20 protein-coding genes and 1 pseudogene are annotated in these 21,222 nt (G+C 44.9%); 7 read left to right on the top strand and 14 right to left on the bottom strand.

The genetic code is table 11. The features are described 5' to 3' along the window. Window positions 1-18: 18 nt before the first annotated feature. Complete coding sequence (locus tag D0A37_RS07390) at window positions 19-2,241, bottom strand: hypothetical protein (RefSeq protein ID WP_242722885.1); 2,223 nt, start codon at window positions 2,239-2,241, stop codon at window positions 19-21. Window positions 2,242-2,813: 572 nt separating this feature from the next. Between D0A37_RS07390 and D0A37_RS07385 the strand changes: the two genes are divergently transcribed. Continuing rightward, on the top strand, window positions 2,814-4,139 hold the full coding sequence (locus D0A37_RS07385; RefSeq protein ID WP_242722883.1) for an RNA-guided endonuclease InsQ/TnpB family protein: 1,326 nt from the start codon (window positions 2,814-2,816) through the stop codon (window positions 4,137-4,139). Window positions 4,140-4,536: 397 nt separating this feature from the next. On the opposite strand, the gene D0A37_RS07380 is transcribed toward D0A37_RS07385, so the two are convergent. The 4 genes from D0A37_RS07380 to D0A37_RS07370 all read right to left on the bottom strand — a co-directional run bounded on the left by D0A37_RS07380 (window position 4,537) and on the right by D0A37_RS07370 (window position 6,655). Beyond that, window positions 4,537-5,001: a Fur family transcriptional regulator gene (locus D0A37_RS07380; protein ID WP_242722881.1), complete on the bottom strand. Its 465-nt coding sequence runs from the start codon at window positions 4,999-5,001 to the stop codon at window positions 4,537-4,539. Window positions 5,002-5,073: 72 nt separating this feature from the next. Continuing rightward, a complete protein-coding gene (locus tag D0A37_RS29355; protein ID WP_445242541.1) occupies window positions 5,074-5,151 on the bottom strand; it encodes a hypothetical protein in 78 nt (25 codons plus the stop codon). Between the two features lie 78 nt (window positions 5,152-5,229). Then, the gene (locus D0A37_RS07375) at window positions 5,230-6,318 is read right to left on the bottom strand and encodes an Hpt domain-containing protein (protein WP_242722879.1); all 1,089 of its coding nucleotides are present in this window, start codon (window positions 6,316-6,318) and stop codon (window positions 5,230-5,232) included. A gap of 82 nt (window positions 6,319-6,400) precedes the next feature. Beyond that, window positions 6,401-6,655: a hypothetical protein gene (locus D0A37_RS07370; RefSeq protein ID WP_242722877.1), complete on the bottom strand. Its 255-nt coding sequence runs from the start codon at window positions 6,653-6,655 to the stop codon at window positions 6,401-6,403. A gap of 191 nt (window positions 6,656-6,846) precedes the next feature. Between D0A37_RS07370 and D0A37_RS07365 the strand changes: the two genes are divergently transcribed. Next, the gene (locus tag D0A37_RS07365; RefSeq protein WP_242722875.1) at window positions 6,847-7,530 is read left to right on the top strand and encodes a DUF1345 domain-containing protein; all 684 of its coding nucleotides are present in this window, start codon (window positions 6,847-6,849) and stop codon (window positions 7,528-7,530) included. Between the two features lie 233 nt (window positions 7,531-7,763). Here D0A37_RS07365 and D0A37_RS07360 read toward each other — a convergent pair whose 3' ends face one another. Continuing rightward, window positions 7,764-9,845 (bottom strand): hypothetical protein, encoded by a 2,082-nt coding sequence (locus tag D0A37_RS07360; protein WP_242722873.1) that lies wholly within the window; start codon window positions 9,843-9,845, stop codon window positions 7,764-7,766. Window positions 9,846-10,285: 440 nt separating this feature from the next. Here D0A37_RS07360 and D0A37_RS07355 point away from each other — a divergent pair, with 440 nt between their 5' ends. From D0A37_RS07355 to D0A37_RS07340, 4 genes are all read left to right on the top strand, one after another. Then, window positions 10,286-10,546: a ParB N-terminal domain-containing protein gene (locus D0A37_RS07355; RefSeq protein ID WP_190733544.1), complete on the top strand. Its 261-nt coding sequence runs from the start codon at window positions 10,286-10,288 to the stop codon at window positions 10,544-10,546. A gap of 95 nt (window positions 10,547-10,641) precedes the next feature. Further along, window positions 10,642-11,190: a DNA starvation/stationary phase protection protein Dps gene (dps, locus tag D0A37_RS07350; protein WP_006632008.1), complete on the top strand. Its 549-nt coding sequence runs from the start codon at window positions 10,642-10,644 to the stop codon at window positions 11,188-11,190. An 81-nt stretch (window positions 11,191-11,271) separates the two neighbouring features. Continuing rightward, complete coding sequence (locus tag D0A37_RS07345) at window positions 11,272-11,976, top strand: helix-turn-helix domain-containing protein (RefSeq protein ID WP_242722870.1); 705 nt, start codon at window positions 11,272-11,274, stop codon at window positions 11,974-11,976. A 239-nt stretch (window positions 11,977-12,215) separates the two neighbouring features. Continuing rightward, window positions 12,216-12,542 carry an STAS domain-containing protein gene (locus D0A37_RS07340; RefSeq protein WP_242722868.1) on the top strand — a complete coding sequence of 109 codons (327 nt, stop codon included), beginning with the start codon at window positions 12,216-12,218 and terminating at the stop codon, window positions 12,540-12,542. Between the two features lie 56 nt (window positions 12,543-12,598). Here the strand turns inward: D0A37_RS07340 and D0A37_RS07335 are convergent, their stop codons facing one another. Then, complete coding sequence (locus D0A37_RS07335; RefSeq protein ID WP_242722865.1) at window positions 12,599-12,871, bottom strand: PP2C family protein-serine/threonine phosphatase; 273 nt, start codon at window positions 12,869-12,871, stop codon at window positions 12,599-12,601. 58 nt (window positions 12,872-12,929) lie between these two features. After that, window positions 12,930-13,910: a response regulator gene (locus D0A37_RS07330; protein WP_242722862.1), complete on the bottom strand. Its 981-nt coding sequence runs from the start codon at window positions 13,908-13,910 to the stop codon at window positions 12,930-12,932. 432 nt (window positions 13,911-14,342) lie between these two features. On the opposite strand from D0A37_RS07330, the gene D0A37_RS07325 reads away from it, so the two are divergent. Next, the gene (locus D0A37_RS07325) at window positions 14,343-14,822 is read left to right on the top strand and encodes an ATP-binding protein (protein WP_242722860.1); all 480 of its coding nucleotides are present in this window, start codon (window positions 14,343-14,345) and stop codon (window positions 14,820-14,822) included. Between the two features lie 116 nt (window positions 14,823-14,938). On the opposite strand, the gene D0A37_RS07320 is transcribed toward D0A37_RS07325, so the two are convergent. The 6 genes and pseudogenes from D0A37_RS07320 to aepX all read right to left on the bottom strand — a co-directional run bounded on the left by D0A37_RS07320 (window position 14,939) and on the right by aepX (window position 20,937). Further along, on the bottom strand, window positions 14,939-15,130 hold the full coding sequence (locus D0A37_RS07320; RefSeq protein WP_242722858.1) for a hypothetical protein: 192 nt from the start codon (window positions 15,128-15,130) through the stop codon (window positions 14,939-14,941). Between the two features lie 19 nt (window positions 15,131-15,149). After that, window positions 15,150-15,999 (bottom strand): annotated as a pseudogene (locus tag D0A37_RS07315) (IS630 transposase-related protein). 119 nt (window positions 16,000-16,118) lie between these two features. Next, a complete protein-coding gene (locus D0A37_RS07310; protein ID WP_242722857.1) occupies window positions 16,119-16,997 on the bottom strand; it encodes an EamA family transporter in 879 nt (292 codons plus the stop codon). A gap of 59 nt (window positions 16,998-17,056) precedes the next feature. Next, complete coding sequence (locus tag D0A37_RS07305; protein WP_242722855.1) at window positions 17,057-18,139, bottom strand: 2-aminoethylphosphonate aminotransferase; 1,083 nt, start codon at window positions 18,137-18,139, stop codon at window positions 17,057-17,059. Next, on the bottom strand, window positions 18,136-19,281 hold the full coding sequence (aepY, locus tag D0A37_RS07300) for a phosphonopyruvate decarboxylase (RefSeq protein ID WP_242722853.1): 1,146 nt from the start codon (window positions 19,279-19,281) through the stop codon (window positions 18,136-18,138). The genes D0A37_RS07305 and aepY overlap by 4 nt, the downstream gene beginning before the upstream one ends. Next, window positions 19,282-20,937: a phosphoenolpyruvate mutase gene (gene aepX / locus D0A37_RS07295; RefSeq protein ID WP_242722851.1), complete on the bottom strand. Its 1,656-nt coding sequence runs from the start codon at window positions 20,935-20,937 to the stop codon at window positions 19,282-19,284. It abuts the gene before it with no gap. Window positions 20,938-21,222: the final 285 nt, after the last annotated feature.

Genomic DNA, 21,222 nt, shown 5'->3' with positions numbered 1-21,222 from the left:
GATCGCGCGAAAACCCAATTACTCCGGCAGCAAATTAGCATCAGGAGGCCCAGCCGATTCAGGAATCGAGGGCGGCGGGGGTTCCGGAGCCGGAGGAGCAGGTTCTGGGGCCGGAGCCGGGGCTTCTTCTCTCGCGGGCGGATAGTAAGGTTCGGGTTCCGGCTCTCTCGCGGGCGGATAGTAAGGTTCGGGTTCCGGCTCTCTCGCGGGCGGATAGTAAGGTTCGGGTTCCGGCTCTCTCGCGGGCGGATAGTAAGGTTCCGGAGCCGGGGCCTCTTGTCTAGCAGGCGGATAGTAAGGCTCTGGCTCTGGCTCTGGCGCGTACTCCTGTGCTGGAGCTGGCGCATACTCCTCTGCTGGAGCTGGCGCGTACTCCTGTGCTGGAGCTGGCGCATACTCCTCTGCTGGAGCTGGCGCATACTCGCGAGCGGGTTCCGGTGGCGGTGCACTGTTGGCTCTGAGTTCAGCACTCCAGCGCCCGATCGCACCTGCCGCCTCTGAATACAGCGCCCTACCGTAACCGATTTGGGAAGCCGTATCGATCGCCGCTCCTAGACTGCCTTGAGATGCCAATTCCGAAGCGCGATCGAGAATCGGTCGGTCTTGAGCAACTTGCAGTTCGCTCACCCACTGATAGACATTATCCTGAGCTTTCGCGTACAAACTCCTACCGCTCTTAATTGCCGAAGCTTTTTCAATAGCAGCACTAAGTTTTCCTTGCTTCGCCAGGGCGATCGCTTCATCCAGAAAAGGCTGATCTTGAATAACTTCTATGCGTTTCGTCCACTGAGCCAAGAGAGTTTGCGCTTCTATCCTGCGGGGACGGTTTTGAGCAACCAGGGCTACCTGAGCGATGCCCCCCTTGAGTCCTTCAACCGTTTGCGCTTCTGCCAACTGCTTCGCCAGAGTCAGAAAAGATTGGTCTTCGATGCGCTGAATTTCCCGGCGCCAAGCAGCCACCAAAGTTTGAGCATGAATCCGCCGCGGTTGCTTAAGTCCGATAGTTTGCGCTTGCTCGATCGCGAGTCCAAACGTCCCTATGTGACCGAAACTAGCGATCGTGCTCGCCACTTGCAGCCGCAGCAAATCTTGAAACTGCACCTGCAAATTTTCAATTTGAACTTGAGCTTGCTTGTACAGAGGGCGACCCGGAGCAATTTGGCTAGCAGCCCCCTGCCCTTCCAGCAAGCTAAAAATGTGTTGTGGCAGCGGAGTTGATATCGACTGGTTCCACGTCACTGCCTGAGCCCTACCCAACTGCATCAAATCTTGAGCTTCCGCAAACAAAAGCGAATCCTGAGGCACAACAGAAGCAGCCTCGATCGCCCCCGGCAGGTCTTTGGCCCCCAACCGCTTAGTAGCCATTGCCAGCAAAGTCCGGCTCCAGCCCTCAATTTCCTTCTCAGCTTTAGCGCGGGCAAAAAGCTGCGAGTCTATTTTACGAGCCAGGACGATCGCCTCAGCGAACTTTTGCGGAGTTTCGTCCTTCGCCAAATCTCTAGCCTCTTGCAAGCGCTGCCAGCCGTTTCTTTCCAAAGAAATCTGCTGGATCAGCTCGTTGTAACGCTTCTGACTCCAGAAAATATTTTCCAGCTTAAATAGAGCTTGAGCATAATCCCAGGCTTTCCTTAAATCCTCACTTTTCAAAGCTGCTAGGGCTGTATCGTAGAGTTTTTGGCCCTCCTGCCAATTTTTTTCCCAAGCAGTCACAGCCTCCTGTACCTCTGGGTAAGACCGACTGGTTTTCGGAATTTTCGCCACAATCTCCAGAGCGCCTTTCAAATCGCCCCTCTCAATTTTTGCCCTGGCAAATCCCAGAATGGCTTTCGACCATTCCCCTATCAAATGTTGACCTTGCGAGTATAGCGGATGTTCTTTCGGCCAAGCCTGCACCAATGCCATTGCCGATTCTAGCTGTTCTAGCTTCCCCGACTTAGCAGCTTGTTGAGCGCAGTAAAGTCGCTCTCCGTCCGCCGCCAGCGGCGACAGTTGCTGGCAATTCGGCGGTGGCGGCATCGTCAGCAACCACAGAAATGCAGCCGCACCGGTTACTCCAAATCCCACCAGGAGACTCAGCCAGATAAGCTGCCACTGCCAAAAAGTTCTTTTTCCCTCGGTCGGCAGCGCCGTTACTGAGGAACTCGCATCGCCTGTCGCCTCTGCACTGAACTGTGCCGTCGGTTTAGGGGATGGGTTGTATTGCGGTGGTGTGTGGAATTGGTCAGATTGTCGTCTCGCCATTACTTCAGCCTGTCCTGTAATGCGCACTCTTCATGTGACACTCCCACATCAAAATCTATAGATTGTGATGTCGGCTTCTGACTCCTGTTAAGGAGATCGAGAACTTCCTTCAAGGTACTGGCAATCTTTCCCTCTACGGCGTTTTATAGTGAGGTTCGTGTCCAGCCCCACTGGTTGCTTCCGAGTATTTTAGGCTCTTGAAGCACGTAAATCATACCAGTTATCACACAGTTATTGACAGATCCCGGGGTTCTTTAGCAGAAAAAACAATATAAAGCCCCGTCAGTCTATCAATTTTAGATTTTAGATTTTAGATTTTAGATTTTAGAATTGACTCTGCACAGGAATTCTGGGGGGGGATTTAACTAAAACAGAAGGAGTCCCCCGCTCTACCTGTACTCAGGTGAGCGGCGGGAGGAATTCGCGTGAGTAAAGAGATCCGCCCCCGAACAAAACCGACAATCTTCAGATATCGGAAAGTGAGGGGGCTGTCGATGAACGAACAAATCTTGCTGTGCCCCTCACCATCCTCGCTTTCACGAGATACAATAATATCAGAGTTCGTGAAGATAATGCCCCAAGTAATCACCGCCAAGCTGAAACTAAACCTGACCACCGAGCAAAAAGCCTTGGTGTCTCAGACTGCTTTAGCTTACCGGGATGCCTTGAACTATACTTCACAAGTCGCTTTTGAAGCGGGTAGAACCAGTAATGGCGCTAAGTTACAGAAAGCTGTCTACAACGAATTGCGAGTTCGATTTGGGCTTGGAGCGCAAATGGCTTGCAATGTACCCAGACAAGTATCTGCTACCTATAAGACCCTTTGGTCTAAAGTAAAACAATCTAACGATGCTATCGCCAAAGGCTACACAAAGAGGCGGTATAAAGGGCTGGATAAACCCCCTAAATATATTTCTCGAACCTGTACCCTAAATTATCAACGGGACTACTCTTTTAAGACCGAGCAGCAAGTGAGTATTATCACGCTACAAGGTCGGATAGTAGTCCCGTATGATGGATACAACAAGCATCTAGATTTAATTACCAATGGTGCTAAAATTGGAGCCGCTAAAATTGTCTATCAGCGTTCTTCTAAGGTCTACTACTTAATGGTAAGCATTGAAGTAGAAGTACCTGAAATTGATCCACTAAAAATAACCAGAGTTTCTGGTGTCGATGTGGGTATGCGCTACTTAGCGGTGGAAACAGACTTACAAAATAAGTCTAAATTCTACTCAGGAAAAGACGCTAGACACAAAGCCAACCGCTATCACAAAGCTAGACAGACTCTTCAGCGTAAAGACACTCGTTCGGCAAAGCGAAGACTAATCGCTTTATCTGGAAGAGAAAGACGGTTTATCGCTGATGTGAACCACCAAATCAGCAAGGAAATTGCAAAACCTAACAGCCTGATTGGACTAGAGAACTTGACCGGAATACGAGATAGAACTAAGTCTAAGTCCGGGAAAAAGGCTAGTAAAAAACAGCGTAGAGCTAATAGAAATAAGGCTAAATGGTCATTTGCCGAATTGCACGGTTATATCGACTACAAGGCTAATCTAAACGGCTCTCTGGCTACTCTAGTTCCAGCGCATTATACATCGAAGAGTTGTCCTAAATGTGGACACACCTCAGATGCTAATAGACCTAACAAAGGACTCTTATTTCGCTGTGAATGCTGCGGTCATGCGTTACACGCTGATTTGGTTGGTGCGCGAAATATTACAATGAGAACGCTGCTAGTTCGGCAAGACTGGACTAGCACGGGGAGCTTGTCAGCATCCCCTAATGTGTCGAGCGTTGAAACCAAAGCTGAAATCCTATCTAGGTTCTCGGAATTGCGGTGGAGTTCAGATACAAGCCCCCATCATAGCGGTACTCCGCTTGATGGCGGGTAGTTGACCTAAGCTCTCATATTAAATCGGGGTCAGAAATTCCCTTATCAGACTCAGCGGTTGAAACCAATCCTACACAAACTTTGCTCCACTCCAAGCCGATTAAAAAATAAAGGGGGTATTAAAGCCGGAGTTGGTCTACACTTTTACCTGTAGGGGTAGGATTGATTTTTTGGTTTTAGTCGTAAATTTTATTCCCGATCGCCAAACTTGCCGATCGAGTTTCCTTTTTCTGTTTTCCTTTTTTTGTTGCCTTTTTTCTACTGTGCCGAATTCCGGCGGGCGACGCAAAAGAACTATCAAGCGCAGCTAAAATACTTGAATCATTTTATACGACCGACGGGCTTAGCACAAAGATCGGTTTTGCTTCTAACAACAGTGGCAGCGGCTGCTTGAGCCGTTACGAAGCCTTTGGTGTATCGTTGACACTCGATGCTTGCGTGGCGGACTCTGCCGATCGATATCCGTAGAAATCTATCCGGTAGTCTACAATTCTGACACCCGTTTGCTGTTGGATTTGCTCGATCAAGTCGATCGGCAATTCCACATGAACGTCCAGAATCTGAGCCGTATCAAGACAATTGACGTGAGAGTGAGAGTCGCTGACATTGCCGTACAAGCGTCCCTCTGAGCGTTCTATGCACTCAATAATCCCTTCTCTCGACAAAGCTTCTAGATTTTGATAAACCGAAGTATGACCGATCGAATGCGCTTGTTGGTTGAGGCGATCGTAAATTTCGCGAGCCGAGAGGTGTTCTTTTGCCTCCCACAAAAGTTCTAGAATAAATCGACGCTGGCGGCTCAAGCGCATTCCCATCGCCTGACAGCGGTTTAAAGCATCTTCTAATGAACGAATTGGTTTCACAGCTACCGCCTTATAAAGCCTGCTCGATTTTTAATTCTGGTACAATATTGCACGCCTACATATCCACTCATTCTAACGCAGGGTTGCCCAACAGTAGAAGGTAGAGTGCAAAAATCTCGAGTAAGTGAATTTTTTCGAGTTGCTGCTCACCCCAGGCTGCCAGCACCCACCACAAAATTCTCCGCCTCACCAATATTGCTTTGACTCTATCTTCTACTGCAACACCTCCTAGTTCGAGGATTTGATGGCGTTAACCAGTAACTTGGCGATTTCCGAGAGTTGCTTTTTGTTGAAAGTTTTGAGCAAAAGCTTGACTACCGCCTTCGGTTCGGCCGGAAGTGCGACTTGCTTCGACGCTGCTGCTGGGGCGGCTGCGGCGGCGGCTGCGGCGGCTGCGGCGGCTGGGGCGGCTGCGGCGGCTGGTTTTGGGCTTGCTGCCAAAAGTAGCAAATTTTTACTCGGAACGATCGTCTTGGCTTTCCCCACTTGTACTAAATCGCCAGCTTCCTTGAGTTCCTTGATAATCAGCGGAGCTAAGACTTTATAAGAGTTTTTGGGATTAACGATCGCTGCTCTAGCTGTTTTTACTAAATTTTGCCAAGTCTCAATTTTACCTCCCAACTTATAGAGGCGAACGCACACAGCCGTCAACTCAGAGCGACTAGCAGCCGATTCTTTCTGCTTGAACACCTGCAACATTTCTTTGAGCAAAGTCATCACTTCAACAGCAAAATTCGCCGGCACAGCGCCCGCTGTTGGAGCGGCGGGCGTACCAGACCCAGCAGCCTGCACTTTGCCCGACGCCAATTTATTGAGGTGAGTTTCCAGTTGAGCAAAAACAGGCATCACCTGCTGCACGAGTTTTTCTCCCTCTTCATTCCTCAAGCCGAAAGGCCCCTCCAGTCGCCCCAGCAAGTCCTTAAGCGTATCAACTCCCTTTAAAAATAGGGATTCTGCCGTTTGGTCAACCTGCTTGACGGGCCCGTCCTTGAGCACCTTAAAACAATCTTCCAAGCGGTGAGCGGTTGTTTTAATACTATCTAAGCCGAGCATAGCCGCCCCTCCTTTCACGGAATGGGCGGCTCGAAACATCTCTTGGACGCTTTCGGGGTCTTTCATCGTGGACTTTAAATCCACTAAACCATTTTCTAGAGTATCGAGGTGCTCCTTAGCCTCCTCTATAAACAAACGCATAATTCGGTCTTGCTGATCTGACACGACAGTCCTCCTAACAATCTCAGCACCCTCCAGAAAGCACCCTCTTCGCGGGAGAAAACGCGACTCCTGGCTAAAGTCGGAAGCTCCCATGCAAAACATTCTAGCCTGCCTCAGCTAGCAGACTCAAAATACTGGTGTCGGGGCAATCTTAGCCCTAAAACTGGTGCGGTGGAGATTGAGCCTAGAGTTCTGAGGGAGTATCTGGAGCGACTTCAATACCCATTCCTTGTTTCATCATCTGCTGAGTCGTAATCAAGTCGCTTAACTCCTTGACTTCGACGCCGATGTCTTGGCAAGCCTTTTTCAGTTCCCGCTCGAAGGTGTTGAGGTCGCCTCCGTAGCCGCAAAGCTTCGCGGCTGTGGCGATTCCTTGTTGGGCGTTAGCTTTGGCGCAGTCGATCAATTCAATGCCTTTGAGGGGTTGGGAGGATGCCATAATTTCAAGCCACAATTTATCTTTTCTCCCACTCTAGCTAGAAGGTTGAGGTCGATCGATCTATCGAAAGGCATGAAAAATCTTATCTGTACTGCGTGTTACCAATCCATACCTAATTGCGACTTTCCTGCCCCGATGGCAGTAGTTGAGAGTTTCCAACCCTTACAGTGCCTAACTTACAGTAGATATCTGTGAAAAATGTTTCCCAATCTAAAATGCACTGGGTGTGGAGCGTCCGGCACCGCCTGTTTGTGTCTGTTCTGTTGGCTATGGCAGTTGCTGTGTTCCTGCCGCCTCACTATTTCCTTCTGACTCGGACGCTGTGCATTTGGAACGCGGGCGCTGTCAGTTTCCTGCTTTTGACTTGGATGCTGATGCTGCAAGGCACTCCCGAAATGATGCGCCACCACGCTCAGCAGTTGGACGCTGGCCGCTTAACAATCTTAAGTACGATCGTAGCAGCCGCTTGTGCTAGCTTGTTGGCGATCTTCTTCCTGCTGCGCGATAGCAAAGGCTTGTCCCCAAATTTGCTATTTCTGCACTTAGGGCTTTCTGTGCTGACAATTGTTGGCTCTTGGATGCAGGTACACACTATCTTCACGATGCACTATGCCCGCAGCTACTACAAAAACCGCAGCAAGCAGCACGGCAGTTACTTACAGGCGGGGGGTTTGGATTTTCCGGGCGACGAGGAACCAGATTACAAAGATTTTTTATATTTCTCCTTTGGTATTGGCATGACTTGCCAAGTTGCAGACGTGCAGATCACTTCTCGTTCGACGAGGTATCTCGTGCTTTTTCACAGCGTGCTGTCGTTCTTTTTTAACACCGCTATTCTGGCTATGAGCGTCAATATTATTGCTGGATTGACTTGAGATGATTCTGTCGCAGATGCTGGGATTTTTTCTTAATGGGCGATCTAGCTTGTTTTAGGGCGCTGCTTATTGCCCGAATTCCCGAGTTAGACGCAAGAAAGTCAGGCTAATCACCAAATTTTGCCTAACTCAATAGAAAATGTTAGTGTTCACGATCAAGTTAGCGCGAGGTTAGAGATCAAAACAAGCTAAAAACAGCTTGGTGTAATACTCTGAGGATACCTATGAAAGCCCTACAGATTCTCTGTAAATCTAAAGTTATCTACTAACTGCTCAAGAAACCTCTCAGGACTAAAAGCATACGACTCTTGAACTAGAGATTTGTTCTTCAGTTTAATTGTTTCCTCAATTCTGCTCAGAGAATTGAAATAGCACTTATGAAGAGAATCTTCTTGAATATAACCCAATAAATCTTCTGCCTTTAATTGGTCTTCCTTCCATAGTTTAAATTTGATAAGAATGCTCTTATTACCTGGATCTTTGTCATAAATATATGATTTAAGTAAAATTTCTCCTTTAGAGATGATGTAACAAAGCTCCCGGATTGGTCTGACGCTATGCCCTTCTTCACGTAAACCTGAAAACATTCGATTTCCCGTGACAATACATGAACATAATTGGGATGGCAAATGAGGCTGTGTTTTAATCTTCGTTGCTAAATAGGTTCTGAAAGGTTCTTGCTGCCATAAATCTTGGAAGCGAGTCAATTGATTGGCGGCTTTCTGAATGTAATCATAAGTGGTTCTCAATTCAAATAGATTACAAGGATGCAAGGAGTTTTTGCATTCAAATACAAATAGGCAGTTATCTACAACAGCTAAGACATCTACCTCGCCTTCAATGCCCTTAAAAGAATATTTTAAGTTGGTTTCAAATATTGATGATACTGGCTTTAAGCATCTCTCCATCTCTAGAACAATTGGATCTTCAAATGATTCTGAATCAAATCTAAATTTAGTTGATTGAAGAACGTTTCTACAAAGATCAGAGTTAGTTAAAATTCCCAGAGGTAAAAGTATCCAATCTTCAACATTAATAAATGGGTACGTTTGTAAATCAAATATCTTCTTGCTTTCTAATCTCCAAGTAAATAACTCAAAAATTTCTTTGGCCTTTTGTTCTCCCAAAAAACTAGCCAATAAATCTTTGAGTTCATTGGCTTGTAAAACAGGCATAGATCGCCAAAATAACTTAGACTTAAAGAGATTGTTAGAGTCTATATACTCCGTAAGAACAAATAACATAAATGCAAATAACCGTTGTACTTTAATGATGTCGAATAAGGATAAGCTTTGGGAAACTGGGATTTCATTTACTTTTTGAAAGTCAATAAATAAATTAGTTTCAAGTTGTTTGAGAATCATCTCCTCTTCCAAAAAAAGACTGTTAGTGTCCAAAAACTTACTTAAGCTTTGAGGGTGAAATTGCATAACAATTCGTTTTAAAGGACTGTCTATAATCTTAAATGTAGAGTCTTTAAACTTTTGATAATACGTCTTTGAAAATTCCAATATAGAGGGGTATTTTTCTGTTATTTCTGATAATTCTGACAAAGAATCAAACGAGTTAGCAATCTCTTGCATTGATTGTCTTCTGTAGCCGAGACAACGGCTCATCTCAAACTTTGGGTCAGGTGCTTTTATAATAATTTTTGCATCATTTTGTGTAACTGTATAACCAAAACTATCTACAAGCACTTCAGACTCTTTAAAAAAAATTAATTTGTTAAAATCCTCTAATTTGGTAAGGTAATATTCATCGTTTAAGCGTTTTTCATTGACTTTATTAATATTGGATTTATCTATAACCTTTTTGTCATGGCTATGATAAAGATATAAAGAAAAGGCTGAAGCTAGTTCTTCCTTACATACAGAGTAGCGATTAGCGCGGTCTTGTTGAAGACCATCAAGTGGCCAGAACAATGAATCAACTGCTTGACGAGCATAAAGTGGCCAGAACAATGAATCAACTGCAACTAGGTAACTTTTAATCTCAAGATAATCAACCTCTTTAAGTAAAACCTTAAATAAGGTTTGAATATTTCTTGAGATGGAAAGAAGCGATTTTATAGATTCAAAGTAAACTTGGCTATCCTGGCTGATGTTTGTTTTCTCAGTTTCATTTATCAAAGAATTAAGTATCTGAGATTGGAAATCATAGTTTGAGCATCGAAGTACACCAATTTTTCGTAGTTGACCTACAAATTCCGCCTCACTTTGTTGTAATCCCGCTCGAAATAAGTCTAAGGCTAGCTTTTGATCTCTGCGTGAGATGGCTTGCTTTAACTTCTCTGCAATTTGCTTTATAGTTGTCATTAATTAACTGGTATGGTTAGAACAACGAAGCTCTCATTAATAGTCTTCTAGTGGACTTCAAAAATTGCAGAAAGATTCCTCAAGACATACCATTACATGGCAATGAAATCCACTCTTTAAAAAAACGCTAAAACCGCCTTTTCAGCGGTTATGATGCGGCAGTCGTAACGACTACCCCTAGGCTTTGCCTAATAAATTTATAACTTTAGGGCCTTCAAACGTCAAGACACCGACAATGAATTGAGCTACCCAGGTGATGGGAAGGAATTTTTAATGCTGATTTTCCCACCCAAAGCTGATCGCCCTCGATCCCCCGACACTACTACAAACGGGCGCTCGCACGCCCCCGTTCTGCCAATCTCAAAATTTCCTGACATTTTTGTTGCTAAAACGAAGTCATTACGAGTATGATTTAACAAGAAGCAAAACAGACAGCCGCCATGAGGATCGAAGAAATACCCCTCAACCAGATTCGCCGCCCCCTGCCGCGAGTCAACGACCAAACCAAAGTAGCCGCCCTCATGGAATCCATCCGCGAGGTAGGTTTAAACGAACCCATCGATGTACTAGAAGTAGATGGCCAGTATTACGGATTTTCCGGCTGCCACCGATACGAAGCTTGCCAGCGTCTCGGTTTAGAAACTATTCGCTGTAAAGTACGCCGAGCTCCCCGTGCGGTGTTGCAGATGCACCTAGCCTGAGCCTCTCAACAGAAATTCACAACAGTCAAAAAGGCGATCGCCCAAACCTTTCTAAGAAGTTCGATCGACAATCACTCATAACAAGCTAAAAACCTATGACTACCAACAACCACAAACAACATCTTTACCCCACCCGCATCGATATGTCAGCCGCCACCCGCTCTCAAGTAGTCGGGCTGCTCAACGCCACGCTGGCAACAACTCTGGACTTAAAAACTCAAGTCAAGCAAGCTCACTGGAACGTCAAAGGCATGGACTTCTACCAGTTGCACTTGCTGTTTGACGAAATGGCAACAGAACTCGAAGAATACATCGATTTGGTTGCCGAACGGGTAACTGCTTTGGGCGGTTTGGCTGTAGGAACAGCCCGCACAGCCGCCGCAGATTCGATCCTGCCAGAGTTTCCTTTCGACATTTTAGATGGGAAAGAATATGTGACGGCTTTGGCCGATCGCTACGCACCCTACGCCAAACACCTGCGAGTCGCCATCGACAAAACAGACGAACTCGGCGACGCCGATACAGCGGATCTCTACACTGAAATTTCGCGGACAATTGACAAGCGTTTATGGTTCCTAGAAGCGCATTTGCAAGGTTCTGCGACAACTGCAACAGCCACCGCCCGCGAAAAAGTAGCCGTCTAATAGCAAGCTTTCAATAATTGAACTTGCATCGGAATAAATTGCGAAACTCTTGTGGGGCGGGCCCAACAGCCCGCCTCAAAAATGTATTTCGTTAATGCTCCTGACAGTTTACGATCGAGAATATGTCCATTTATTAATTTGGATGAATTTTTCGTGGCAGCTAATATTCCAGATTATGCTCCTCAACTGCAACGCCTGATTCGACAGGCGGGGCTTTCGGGCGATCGAGAACTCAGCCAAAAAGCAGGAGTTTCCGAGATCCAGCTAAGTCGCCTGCGTCGCGGTTTAGCCCTGCAAACCCGAGCCGACATCCTGCTCAAAATCAGTCAAGCTTTACAAATTTCCTTAACCGAACTGCTCGCAACCTTGGCACCAGACTATGTACAGTTAGAACAGGCACCACCGACAGCCGTAGAACAAGAATATCAGCGCCTGCAAGCTTCGATCGAACAGCAGCGAGAATCTTTGATGCAGGAATTCCAGCTATCTAGCGTCCAAATTTTAGAATCTTGGATGTTGCAGTGGCCGACTGCTGCGAGCAAAGCTCAGGAAAATCACAACTTGCGGGCTCAGAAACTACTGCCCTTGCTGCGGCCCGTCGAGCAGTTATTGGAGCATTGGGGAGTGGAGTCGATCGCCCCAGTCGGAGCCGAGATTCCCTACAACCCCCAACAGCACCAGCTCATCGAAGGAACAGCCCAGCCTGGAGAACCCGTCAAAGTCCGCTACACAGGCTACATACAAGGCGACAAACTCCTCTACCGCGCCAAAGTTAGCCGAGTTTGATTAATAGCAGAAGGCATTCGGCAGAACAAAGATTGTCCCCTTTTCAAAATTCATTCTCGGCGAAGCGCTACGACTCTCCTTAGCGTTACGATCCGCGACGAGCACCATCTTTTGCACTCAAAACTCTTCTTCTACTCTCAGGCTTTGGGGCTTTCCCCCTCTATTATTTGGATCGGAGTCCATCTCGCAGCTATACTAGCCTAGTCTGGCTAGAAATTCTGACATTCCCACCGCAAAATATGAGTCCTGTAGTTAAAATTATTCAGCCCTCTGGCATTTTAGACGGCACCAAGGCAAGTCAATTCCGCCAAGAGATTAGCGACCTAGTGGAAGCGGGAGCCGATGTGGTATTGATAGACTTCACTGATGTGACATTTATGGATAGTTCTGGTTTGGGCGCTTTAGTCTTGGCGCTCAAAACAGTCCGGGCCGCTGGGAGTCAATTAGTTGTCTGTTCTATCAACGAGCAAATCCGCATCTTATTTGAACTCACCAGCATGGATCGAGTTTTCGAGATATTTCCAACCCGCGATGCTTTTAATAGCAAAATTCTCTCAGCTAACTAAATCTTTGGGCTGCTGGCTTCTTGCTATTTGGTCGCAGATGCAATGCCAGAAGTCAGCTAGCCAAAGTTTACCTTGAGTAAAGACCAGTCATCATCAAAAACTGCTTTAGCGTTCAACTTTTGAATGTAGTTCAAAACCAGCTCTAACTGGTCGGCACTTGCACCGTTGTAAGCTGCTAACAGGTCGATGAAAGGGTCAAGCCCCCAGATATTGCCGTCAGGTTGGTGGATCTCGTATACCCCGTCGCTAAAGATGTAGAGAGTGCTCAAATCCTCGACATCGCAGCAATTATCGACATAGGGGGCGTCGGGGAACATTCCGACCGGCATTCCGGGGGTTTTTAACCCTCTTCTGTCACTCTGGGAAAATAAAAGTGAGAGCCAAACCTTAACTGTCGATAGAGCGTGGATTTGAGCGTTTATTTTCTAACAGAATGGCGGAAATCAAGATTTTTGATAAAAGTCTTATGCTATAAGCATCCCAAATTATTTTGTGCCGAGAGTGATAGAAGAGGGTTAATCGCTGGATTTTAGCCGTGCTCGCAGGGGACTGGGAAATCAACACGGCCGGTGGATGGCCGGCGCTAGCATAAACTAGCTGGCGAGAAATGCGGTTGTAAACGCCATACCAGATGGTGAAATACTTGTCATTTTGGTAGCTCATCTGGAAGGTGGTGTTCAGGGCGCGCAAAACGTCGCTGGGTTTGTAGTAGTCTATGTTGGGGAGCGTGCGCGATCGCAGCAAATTCAGCACGGCCACCGAAGGCAGCGCCGCCCGCAAACCGTGACCGGCTACGTCGAGTAAGTAAATCGCCAAATAATCAGCATCTAGCCAGTTGTAGTCGAAGCAATCTCCCCCCAACTGCCGGGAGGGAATGAATTTCGCCTCAATGCTGAAAGGTTCCGTCATCGGATCTGGCAGCAGCGATTGCACGTACTCGGCTGCCTCGGCTAACTCTGCTTCCAGACTTTGCTTGGCAATTTTCAAATCTCGGCTGAGTTGGTGCAGCCGCAATCCGGCGCGTACTCTCGCCTGTAATTCGTTGAGTTCGATCGGCTTGGAGATAAAATCGTCGGCACCGGCGTCGAGCCCTTTGACTCGATCGGCGATCGAACCCAAAGAAGTCAACAAAAAGAATTGTGTAGTTGACAGATCCGGATCTGCCTTAACTCGACGGCAGACATCGATGCCGGTCAAGCGCGGCATGATCCAATCGCAAATTATCAGGGCCGGACGCAATTTTTGCGCCTGGACTACACCGTCTTCGCCATTGCTTGCTACTGTTACTTCGTAACCCTGTTTTTTCAGGGTTCTTCTCAGCAGTTCTTGAACAGCCGTATCATCGTCAATAACCAGAATTTGAAACATGGGCACTTAGGTACTACAAGTTTTTCAAGGTCTGGGGGTCATTTAAAATATATCCTGTCAGCGCCCTTGTCTGAGATTGAGTATAGTTTATTGGCATCGCTTTCGAGGTAATTGCTTTTGAGGGCGGGTCGTTGAGTTCAATTTACGTTAAAATTTGATAGAAATTTGGCGCGATCGAACTTCACTCAGTTTATACTCAGAATATAAATTTTTATAGACTTTTATTTGCCACAGGCGCTGGTTGACATGGAAGTGTTATTTATGGTACAGTGACTCACCGATTAGTGGATTAGACATTGATCCACGGCCCACCAAAGCTAGTATCCTCAAACTACCATTCAATTTTGCCGTCGTTATACTTTGTCTCGTTGTATTTTACCTGGCTGTATTTTGTCTCGTTGTATTTTGCCCACCGGCCGATGAAGAACTTCTGTGGTGAGCGTGATTGAATTAAAGGGTTCCGAAAAGTTGCCGATGCTAAAAAAAGCGGATCTTCAAGTCAATACAGGTCTGAATGGATTAAGCTGGGTTTTGTCGTGGTTTGGACAATTGTACGACTCGCGAATTCCTACAAGTGTGTGGATACGGTGTCAGTTAGCTTTGGCTGAGGGCTTTACGAATGCGGTGCGTCACGCCCACAAGGGCAAACCACCGGATTTGCGTGTTGACATTCAGGTGGCGGTGTTCGCTGAATCTTTAGAGATTAAAATTTGGGACTCGGGCGATCCGTTTGATTTAGAGCAAAAAATCAAAGATATTTCGGAAAAAGTCGATATTAACTCTCCGGGGGGGCGGGGTCTAAAATTGATTAAAGACATCGCAGACCGTATTAGTTACGAGAGAACGGCTGATGGACGGAACTGTTTGTCGATCGTCAAAAATTATTCGCCCTGTATCGACGATCGAAAATAACACTAATATTTTTAGCGGGTAAGGGTTGAGGGGCTACCCTCAACCCTTCCCTCAGAACCCTGGGTGACTCTTAAGCTGCGTAGCAGTTTATTATATTTTGATTTGACTGCACCGCCCTAGATACTGGCAATTCCCATAGCATCCGTATTTCCCCCATTAACTTGTTGCCAAAGTGTGGTAGGGGTTCTTTTTTGTAGGAGTAAATCCCTATGGCTACCAGATGCCAAAATACTGCCATTTTCCAGCACAAACATCTTATCTGCACGCAAGGCATGAGCAATGCGGTGGGTAATCATAATTATAGTCATTTCAAATAAAAAAGAGACACTATTGAGCGGAGTAGGCACAGATGAGTTCATCTAAAGATGTGCCAGGAGGAGCATACATTCTGGCTCGCTTTAACGCACTAAAATCGTGTTCAATATCGTTCAGGTAGGCGAGAATATTTTGGGAGAAAAAGAACTTGATGATCCGTTTCCTCTACCAGTTCTCGAATGGCTGTTTTTCGATGAATCGGTGCATTATTCATGATTAATATAGATGGCTTGGTCAGAGAGGGTAATAAATATAAAGATAACCACCCTTCAAAACCTTCTGCATTGAGGCTGCCCGTAAAAACCCTTGGGGCAATTAAGTCCTTTTTTCCTTTCCGTCTTCCGGCTACTAGATTTTCTCTTTTCCCCCGTTTTCCTGACTTTTCACCCCAGATTTTTTTGCCTCTTTTTGACCAGCCTAATGCACAATCTTGAAACTCTTCAAATCCTGACTCATCAATAAAAACCAGACTTTGACTGCCCCATACTTTAATCAAGTCTCGGAGATATCTGTAGTATTTCATTCTTTCTTCTCGGTTTCTCTCCTGGTAACGAAGTTCTTTTTTTTTTCGAGTAATTTTCATTTCTTTAAGAGCATAAAATATGGCACTTGGTCTTACCCCAAACTTCTTGGCTCTGTCGATTAATCTAGCATCTGGATTCTCTTTTACATCCTTTTCTAAGGCTTTCTAATTTAGTTTTTTCTTACGCCTTTTTACCTTGGTGGCTCTAAGGTCTGTCCGACCCCGCAACCCATATATCGTTGCCCTTCCTACCTGAAAAAGTCCAGCAGCTTGAGCGATACGACCGCCATTTTCTACATAATCTACTACTCTTTTTCTCAAATCAATACTGTAAGACATTTTCCTAGCTGCTTCACTATTTTTATTTATTTTACCTCATTTTTAAATAGTCTCATACCTATTTGAAATGACTATACTGTGCGTTGTTTAGAAATGCGATCATCAGCATCTTATCAAAATTAGGAGGCTTGACTAATGCAGAACATACCCAAAACGATCACCGCCGCCGCACCAATCCGTAACGGAGGTACTTTTTCCTTTAAAAATAGACCCGCAAATAAAACACCAATCACTAGACTAAACTGGCGTAGTGCTGATAAATAGCTAATGTAAGGACTAAGTTGGAATGCCCACAACATTAACCAGTAAGAGATAAAAACAAAAAAGGCAAATAAGGCTGACCATTTCCAAGAAGCTAATCCTGTCTCTTTATCCATCGGTTCTTCGATCAATTTCAGGACAATCCACAGAAATGGCACAGTGAAAATAGCTTGTAAAAAAGCGTAACGGGCGGAGGCTTCAGCCCCAGGCGTTAAAATTTCAGATGCTAACTTGTCCACTGCTGTATAGCCTACAGTAGCAAACATAATCATTAGAATCCAAATGGTAGATTTATTCCAGTAGTCAGCTAATTTGATTGTTCGCAAAGATTTTAATGGTATGAGTATGCAACCAATAAGCACCAGAATAATACCCAGCCAGCCAACCGGTGAAGGAAACTGCCCTCTGGCAACATCAAAGAAGGCGAGGAAAAGTATCGGTAAGGCGCGAGCTACCGGATAAACAATACTGAAATTGCCATTACGGTAGCCCATCATCAAACCCAGAAAATAGAAGGATTGTAATAATCCAGTCAGAACAACCAATCCCCAAGCTGCCGGAGGCAAGGGATTCCCCTTCAACTCTCCCAGCAGAATTGGTATCAATCCAACTAAGCCAGTCAGCCAATGAAACCGCAAAAGTAATGTCCCACTTAACTTTTGGGAATGTGCTAACAGATTCCAAGTTGCGTGAATCGTGGCAGACAAAAGGACAAGCGCAATGGCAAGAAAAGACATATACTAATTGGTATTTGGACAAAAAACATAAGCTATCTCCCCAAATTAAATACGCAATATTAGCGAAACAAACTTTGTAGACAATTCCGAAGACGTTTCGCATCATCAAGTTGAATATCACCCATATTTGCGATCCGAAAAATGTCTTTTTTTAATCTCCCTTGACCTGCATAAATAATGAAACCAGATTTCTTCAAACTGTCGTGAATTTTTTCGTAACTATAGCCTAACGGTAAATTAAAAGAAGTTAGCACACAAGAATAATCCGGCTCATCCAATAAGGTTGAAATACCTAATTCTCTTAAACATTGGCGAATTTGTTGGGAAAGATGGGAATACTGTTGATGTCTTGCCATCCAACCGCCCAGATCTTCCATTTCCTTCAGGGATTCCTGTAGAGCGTAAACAATCTGTACCGCTTGGGTGAAAGGTGAGTAACCCTGTAACTGCTCTTGATGATAGCGATCAAGGTCTAAATACAAAGTTTCAGCAGCAGAAGGACGGGACTCAAAAACAGATTTCTTTACCAAAACAAAGCATATTCCTGGAACCCCATGTAGGCATTTATTGGCTGTAGCTGCACAGGCTTCTAAGTTCCAATCTGCAAACTCAATTTTTTCTGCCCCAAAACTAGAGACAGAATCAAGCAATAGCGCAACATTTTTACTTTTACAGAGTTGACCTAGTTTTGCTACATCATTCAACCGACCTGTAGTAGTTTCATGGTGTACAGCAATTACATGAGTAATACCTGAATCTTGCTCAAGATGCTTCTCTACTTCTATTAGATTCATTGGCTCATGCCATTGAGAGGAAACAACCTCTACTGCTTTCCCATGAGTCGTTACCATTGAAACTATTCGTTCTCCATAAACCCCGTTGCTCACAACTAAGGCTTTACCATTCTGAGGTATCAAAGTCGAAAGCATAGCTTCTACAGCACAAGTTCCCGATCCAGTGAGCATAATTGCTTCATAATCAGTCGTGGCTTCAGGATAAACACTGGCTAAACGTTTTTTAATATCCAGTGTCAGTTCAGCAAACTCCGGTTCTCGATGACATAAATCTTCTCGAAGTAGTGCCTGACGCACCCTTTCTGTCAGGGTAATGGGACCTGGATTCAGTAAAATTGTTCGCTTCATTGTGCCACCTGGATTAATTTTCGTAAACGTTGAGCCACTTCTGGGGGAGTAATTTTAGGACGGGGCAATTTTTCGGGAATCCCGGGCTTGATCTTCACATACAAGAAAGTTAATTTTTCTAAGGGGGATGCCAACAAAGATTTAACTTCTTCAGGAGTTGTAGCAACTATTACTTTTTCGTAACCACAAGCCGTAGCAATCCTGCAAAAATCAATTGAGTGCGACACAGTGGATTGTCCACCCGTTGATTCATGCCTTTGATTATCTAGTAAGATATGTAGCAAGTTGGCAGGACGTTCATAACCGATAGTTGTTAAAGCACTCAGGCGCATTAAAGCAGCACCGTCTCCATCAATGACTATTACCTGCTTTTTTGGTTGAGCAAGGGCAATACCCAATCCCAGACTGGAAATACACCCCATAGAACCAACCTGATAAAATTGATTTTCCCGGTCTTCAATTGCATAAAGTTCCCGCCCCGTATAACCTGTGGTTGCTAGTACAATATCTTGGGGATGACTACCTGCTTGGATGGCTTGAAGCATCTCATTACGGGTAAACCTCATTTTCTCAGAGATAGAGGGAATCTCTGGAGTGATAGACGGAGGTTTAACAGTTAATAATGAGTTTAAATCGCAAGATTCCACCGAACCTTTTTTCATCACCAAAGCATAGGGACTCTGATGCTGTGTCATGTGTGCCACCGCACGACTGATAGTTGGCTCAATGTCTGCGGTTTGTGTGGGAAAATATTCCCAAGGAATCTGCATTAGTTCCAGCAATTGGGGAGTAATTGCGCCCATAAGCTGGTGTTGCGGTTCGTCAGGCGCTCCATCTGGTTGCCCCCGCCATGTAACAATTATCAGGATGGGAATTTTAAAGATTTGATTCAACGAAGTTAAGGGATTGACTGCATTGCCGAAACCCGAATTTTGAAACATCACAACACTACGCATCCCCGCTAGTTCTGCCCCAGAGGCGATCGCGACAGCCTCTCCTTCGTTAGCCGCTCCTACATATTGAAGATCGGGAGAATCAATAACATAGTTGATAAAAGATGTGAGATAGGAACAGGGAACCCCTGTGTAAAAATCAAATCCTTTGTCTTTCGCCACTCGAATAAAGCTTTCCGCTTGAATCATTTAAAACACCTCCGCTTTGAGCATATCTTGGATCTGGTCAACATTCAGCCAATGCCCTGAGATATAAAGCACTTCTACTCGATAACCACGTCGGATCAACTCATTAATGAGAATTAGCATTCTGCCCCGCTGTTGAATTTCGGGTTGCAAGAGCAGCGTATTTAATACGTCCAATAAAATAGGTTTGGCTCGCTCGGACACTTTTAGTAAGCCGGTCCACATTCCCGACCTTTGATTTTCCGTTAAATCCCGATCGATCTGCTGAAGATAAACTTTGGTATAGAAGGCATCCTTTGAGTAAGGCAGCGAACAATCGGCGTAATTTTTCCGGACGAGATTATTGCTGGAACTTTTCTTTTCTGAATCTACAACTACTACAAAATCCTCTTCTGAGTCCAACAGCATTTGTAAAATATATTTTTTGAACAGAACATCACCATAACCTACAATCAGGTCGTGATTATCATCAGCGATATTCTTCAAACCCAAGTGCAGCGAAACGAGTTCACCGCTAGAACCATAATTATCGTTGTCTACATAATGCAGGTTAGGTAGATCCACCACATCTTTTTTGTAACCCCGAACTACGGTGATGTCCTTAATGCCTACAGTCCGATATGTATCAACAATCCTTGAAAGCAAAGTATGACCTTGCATATCTAACATACATTTGGGTCGTTCTTCGGTCAGTTTACCCAATTGAATACCTCTTGAAGCAGCGAGGATGAGGGCACCGACACCTTTAGGGTTTTTCGGAAGATAGCGTTTCTCAGATTCTAAAAGTTCAGTTGCTCCTTGAAGACGGAAAATTTCCGAAACAGAAACGATGGAATCTTCAATGTTGAGCAAGTTTTGTTCCTTCATTAGCGTCTTAGTCACCTGTTGCATGGCTGTCACAGCAGAGCGAAACAGGTGATTGGCCCAGATGACAATAGAGAAACCATTATCTCTAAATATTTCAGTGGGAGTGCTGTAATATTTAGTAGGTACAATCACTACTGGACAGCGATCGCCCCACTCACGCTTGAATGCTAAAATTTCGTCTGGTATTCTCAGGGCACTGTGTATCAAAATCCCATCAGCCCCGGCTTGATAATAAGCTTCAGCCCGTTTTATAGCTTCTGATAAAGTCCAACCTGCAATAAAGGCTTCCACCCGGGCTATCACTACAAAGTCATCATCATTTTGAGCATCTTTTGCGGCTTTGATTTTGCCGGAAAATTCTTCAATATCAGCTAAAGGTTGTGCGTCTCCCTTGATAAAACTGTTGGTTTTAGGAAATAGTTTGTCTTCAAGACAAACCCCAGCAATATTACGTTGCTCCAACTTTTTTATCAACCGTTGTACATTGTTAAAGTTACCGTAGCCAGTGTCTCCATCTAAAAGAATGGGAATTGAAGTGCCATCAGACATAAACTCAATAACTTCTAGCACTTGAGTCCAACTAGCTTCGTTATTGTCACGCACACCAAGCTGACCAGATATGCTCAGACCACTAGCCCAAATTCCTTTAAAACCTGCTTCTTCAGCAATTTTTGCACTAATGCCATTATGACTTTCTACCAAAAATTCTAGATTTTTGGATAACAGCATATTTTTTAATTGTGTTGTTTTTTTGAGCATCTTCAATTTCTCAATCACTGGATAATTTGGCATCGAAAACCCTGTTGTAGGCTAGATCTGGTTGAAAAATTTGATGCGCGACAGCTTTTAGCGTTGAGCATCTTGTGATCGCGTAATTTCAGGATCTGTTGGCAATCTTGTGTGTATTAACCAGCTTAGTAAAATCGAAATAATTATCTAATAAAAGTTGAGTGAATCCAATACCATCTGGACTTTGAAAACCTAATCCATGGATTTGTTCGGAGCGAACAATATTGCGTTTGGTAAAACGGTTTTTTTCATCATTCTTATTCATTTTAATATCGACTCATGAAGTTA

The organism is Microcoleus vaginatus HSN003 (genome assembly GCF_022701255.1).
Classification (GTDB): Bacteria; Cyanobacteriota; Cyanobacteriia; order Cyanobacteriales; family Microcoleaceae; genus Microcoleus; species Microcoleus vaginatus_B.
The sequence above is the reverse complement of the archived record's forward strand: the minus strand, read 5'-3'. Positions and strand labels throughout refer to the sequence as shown.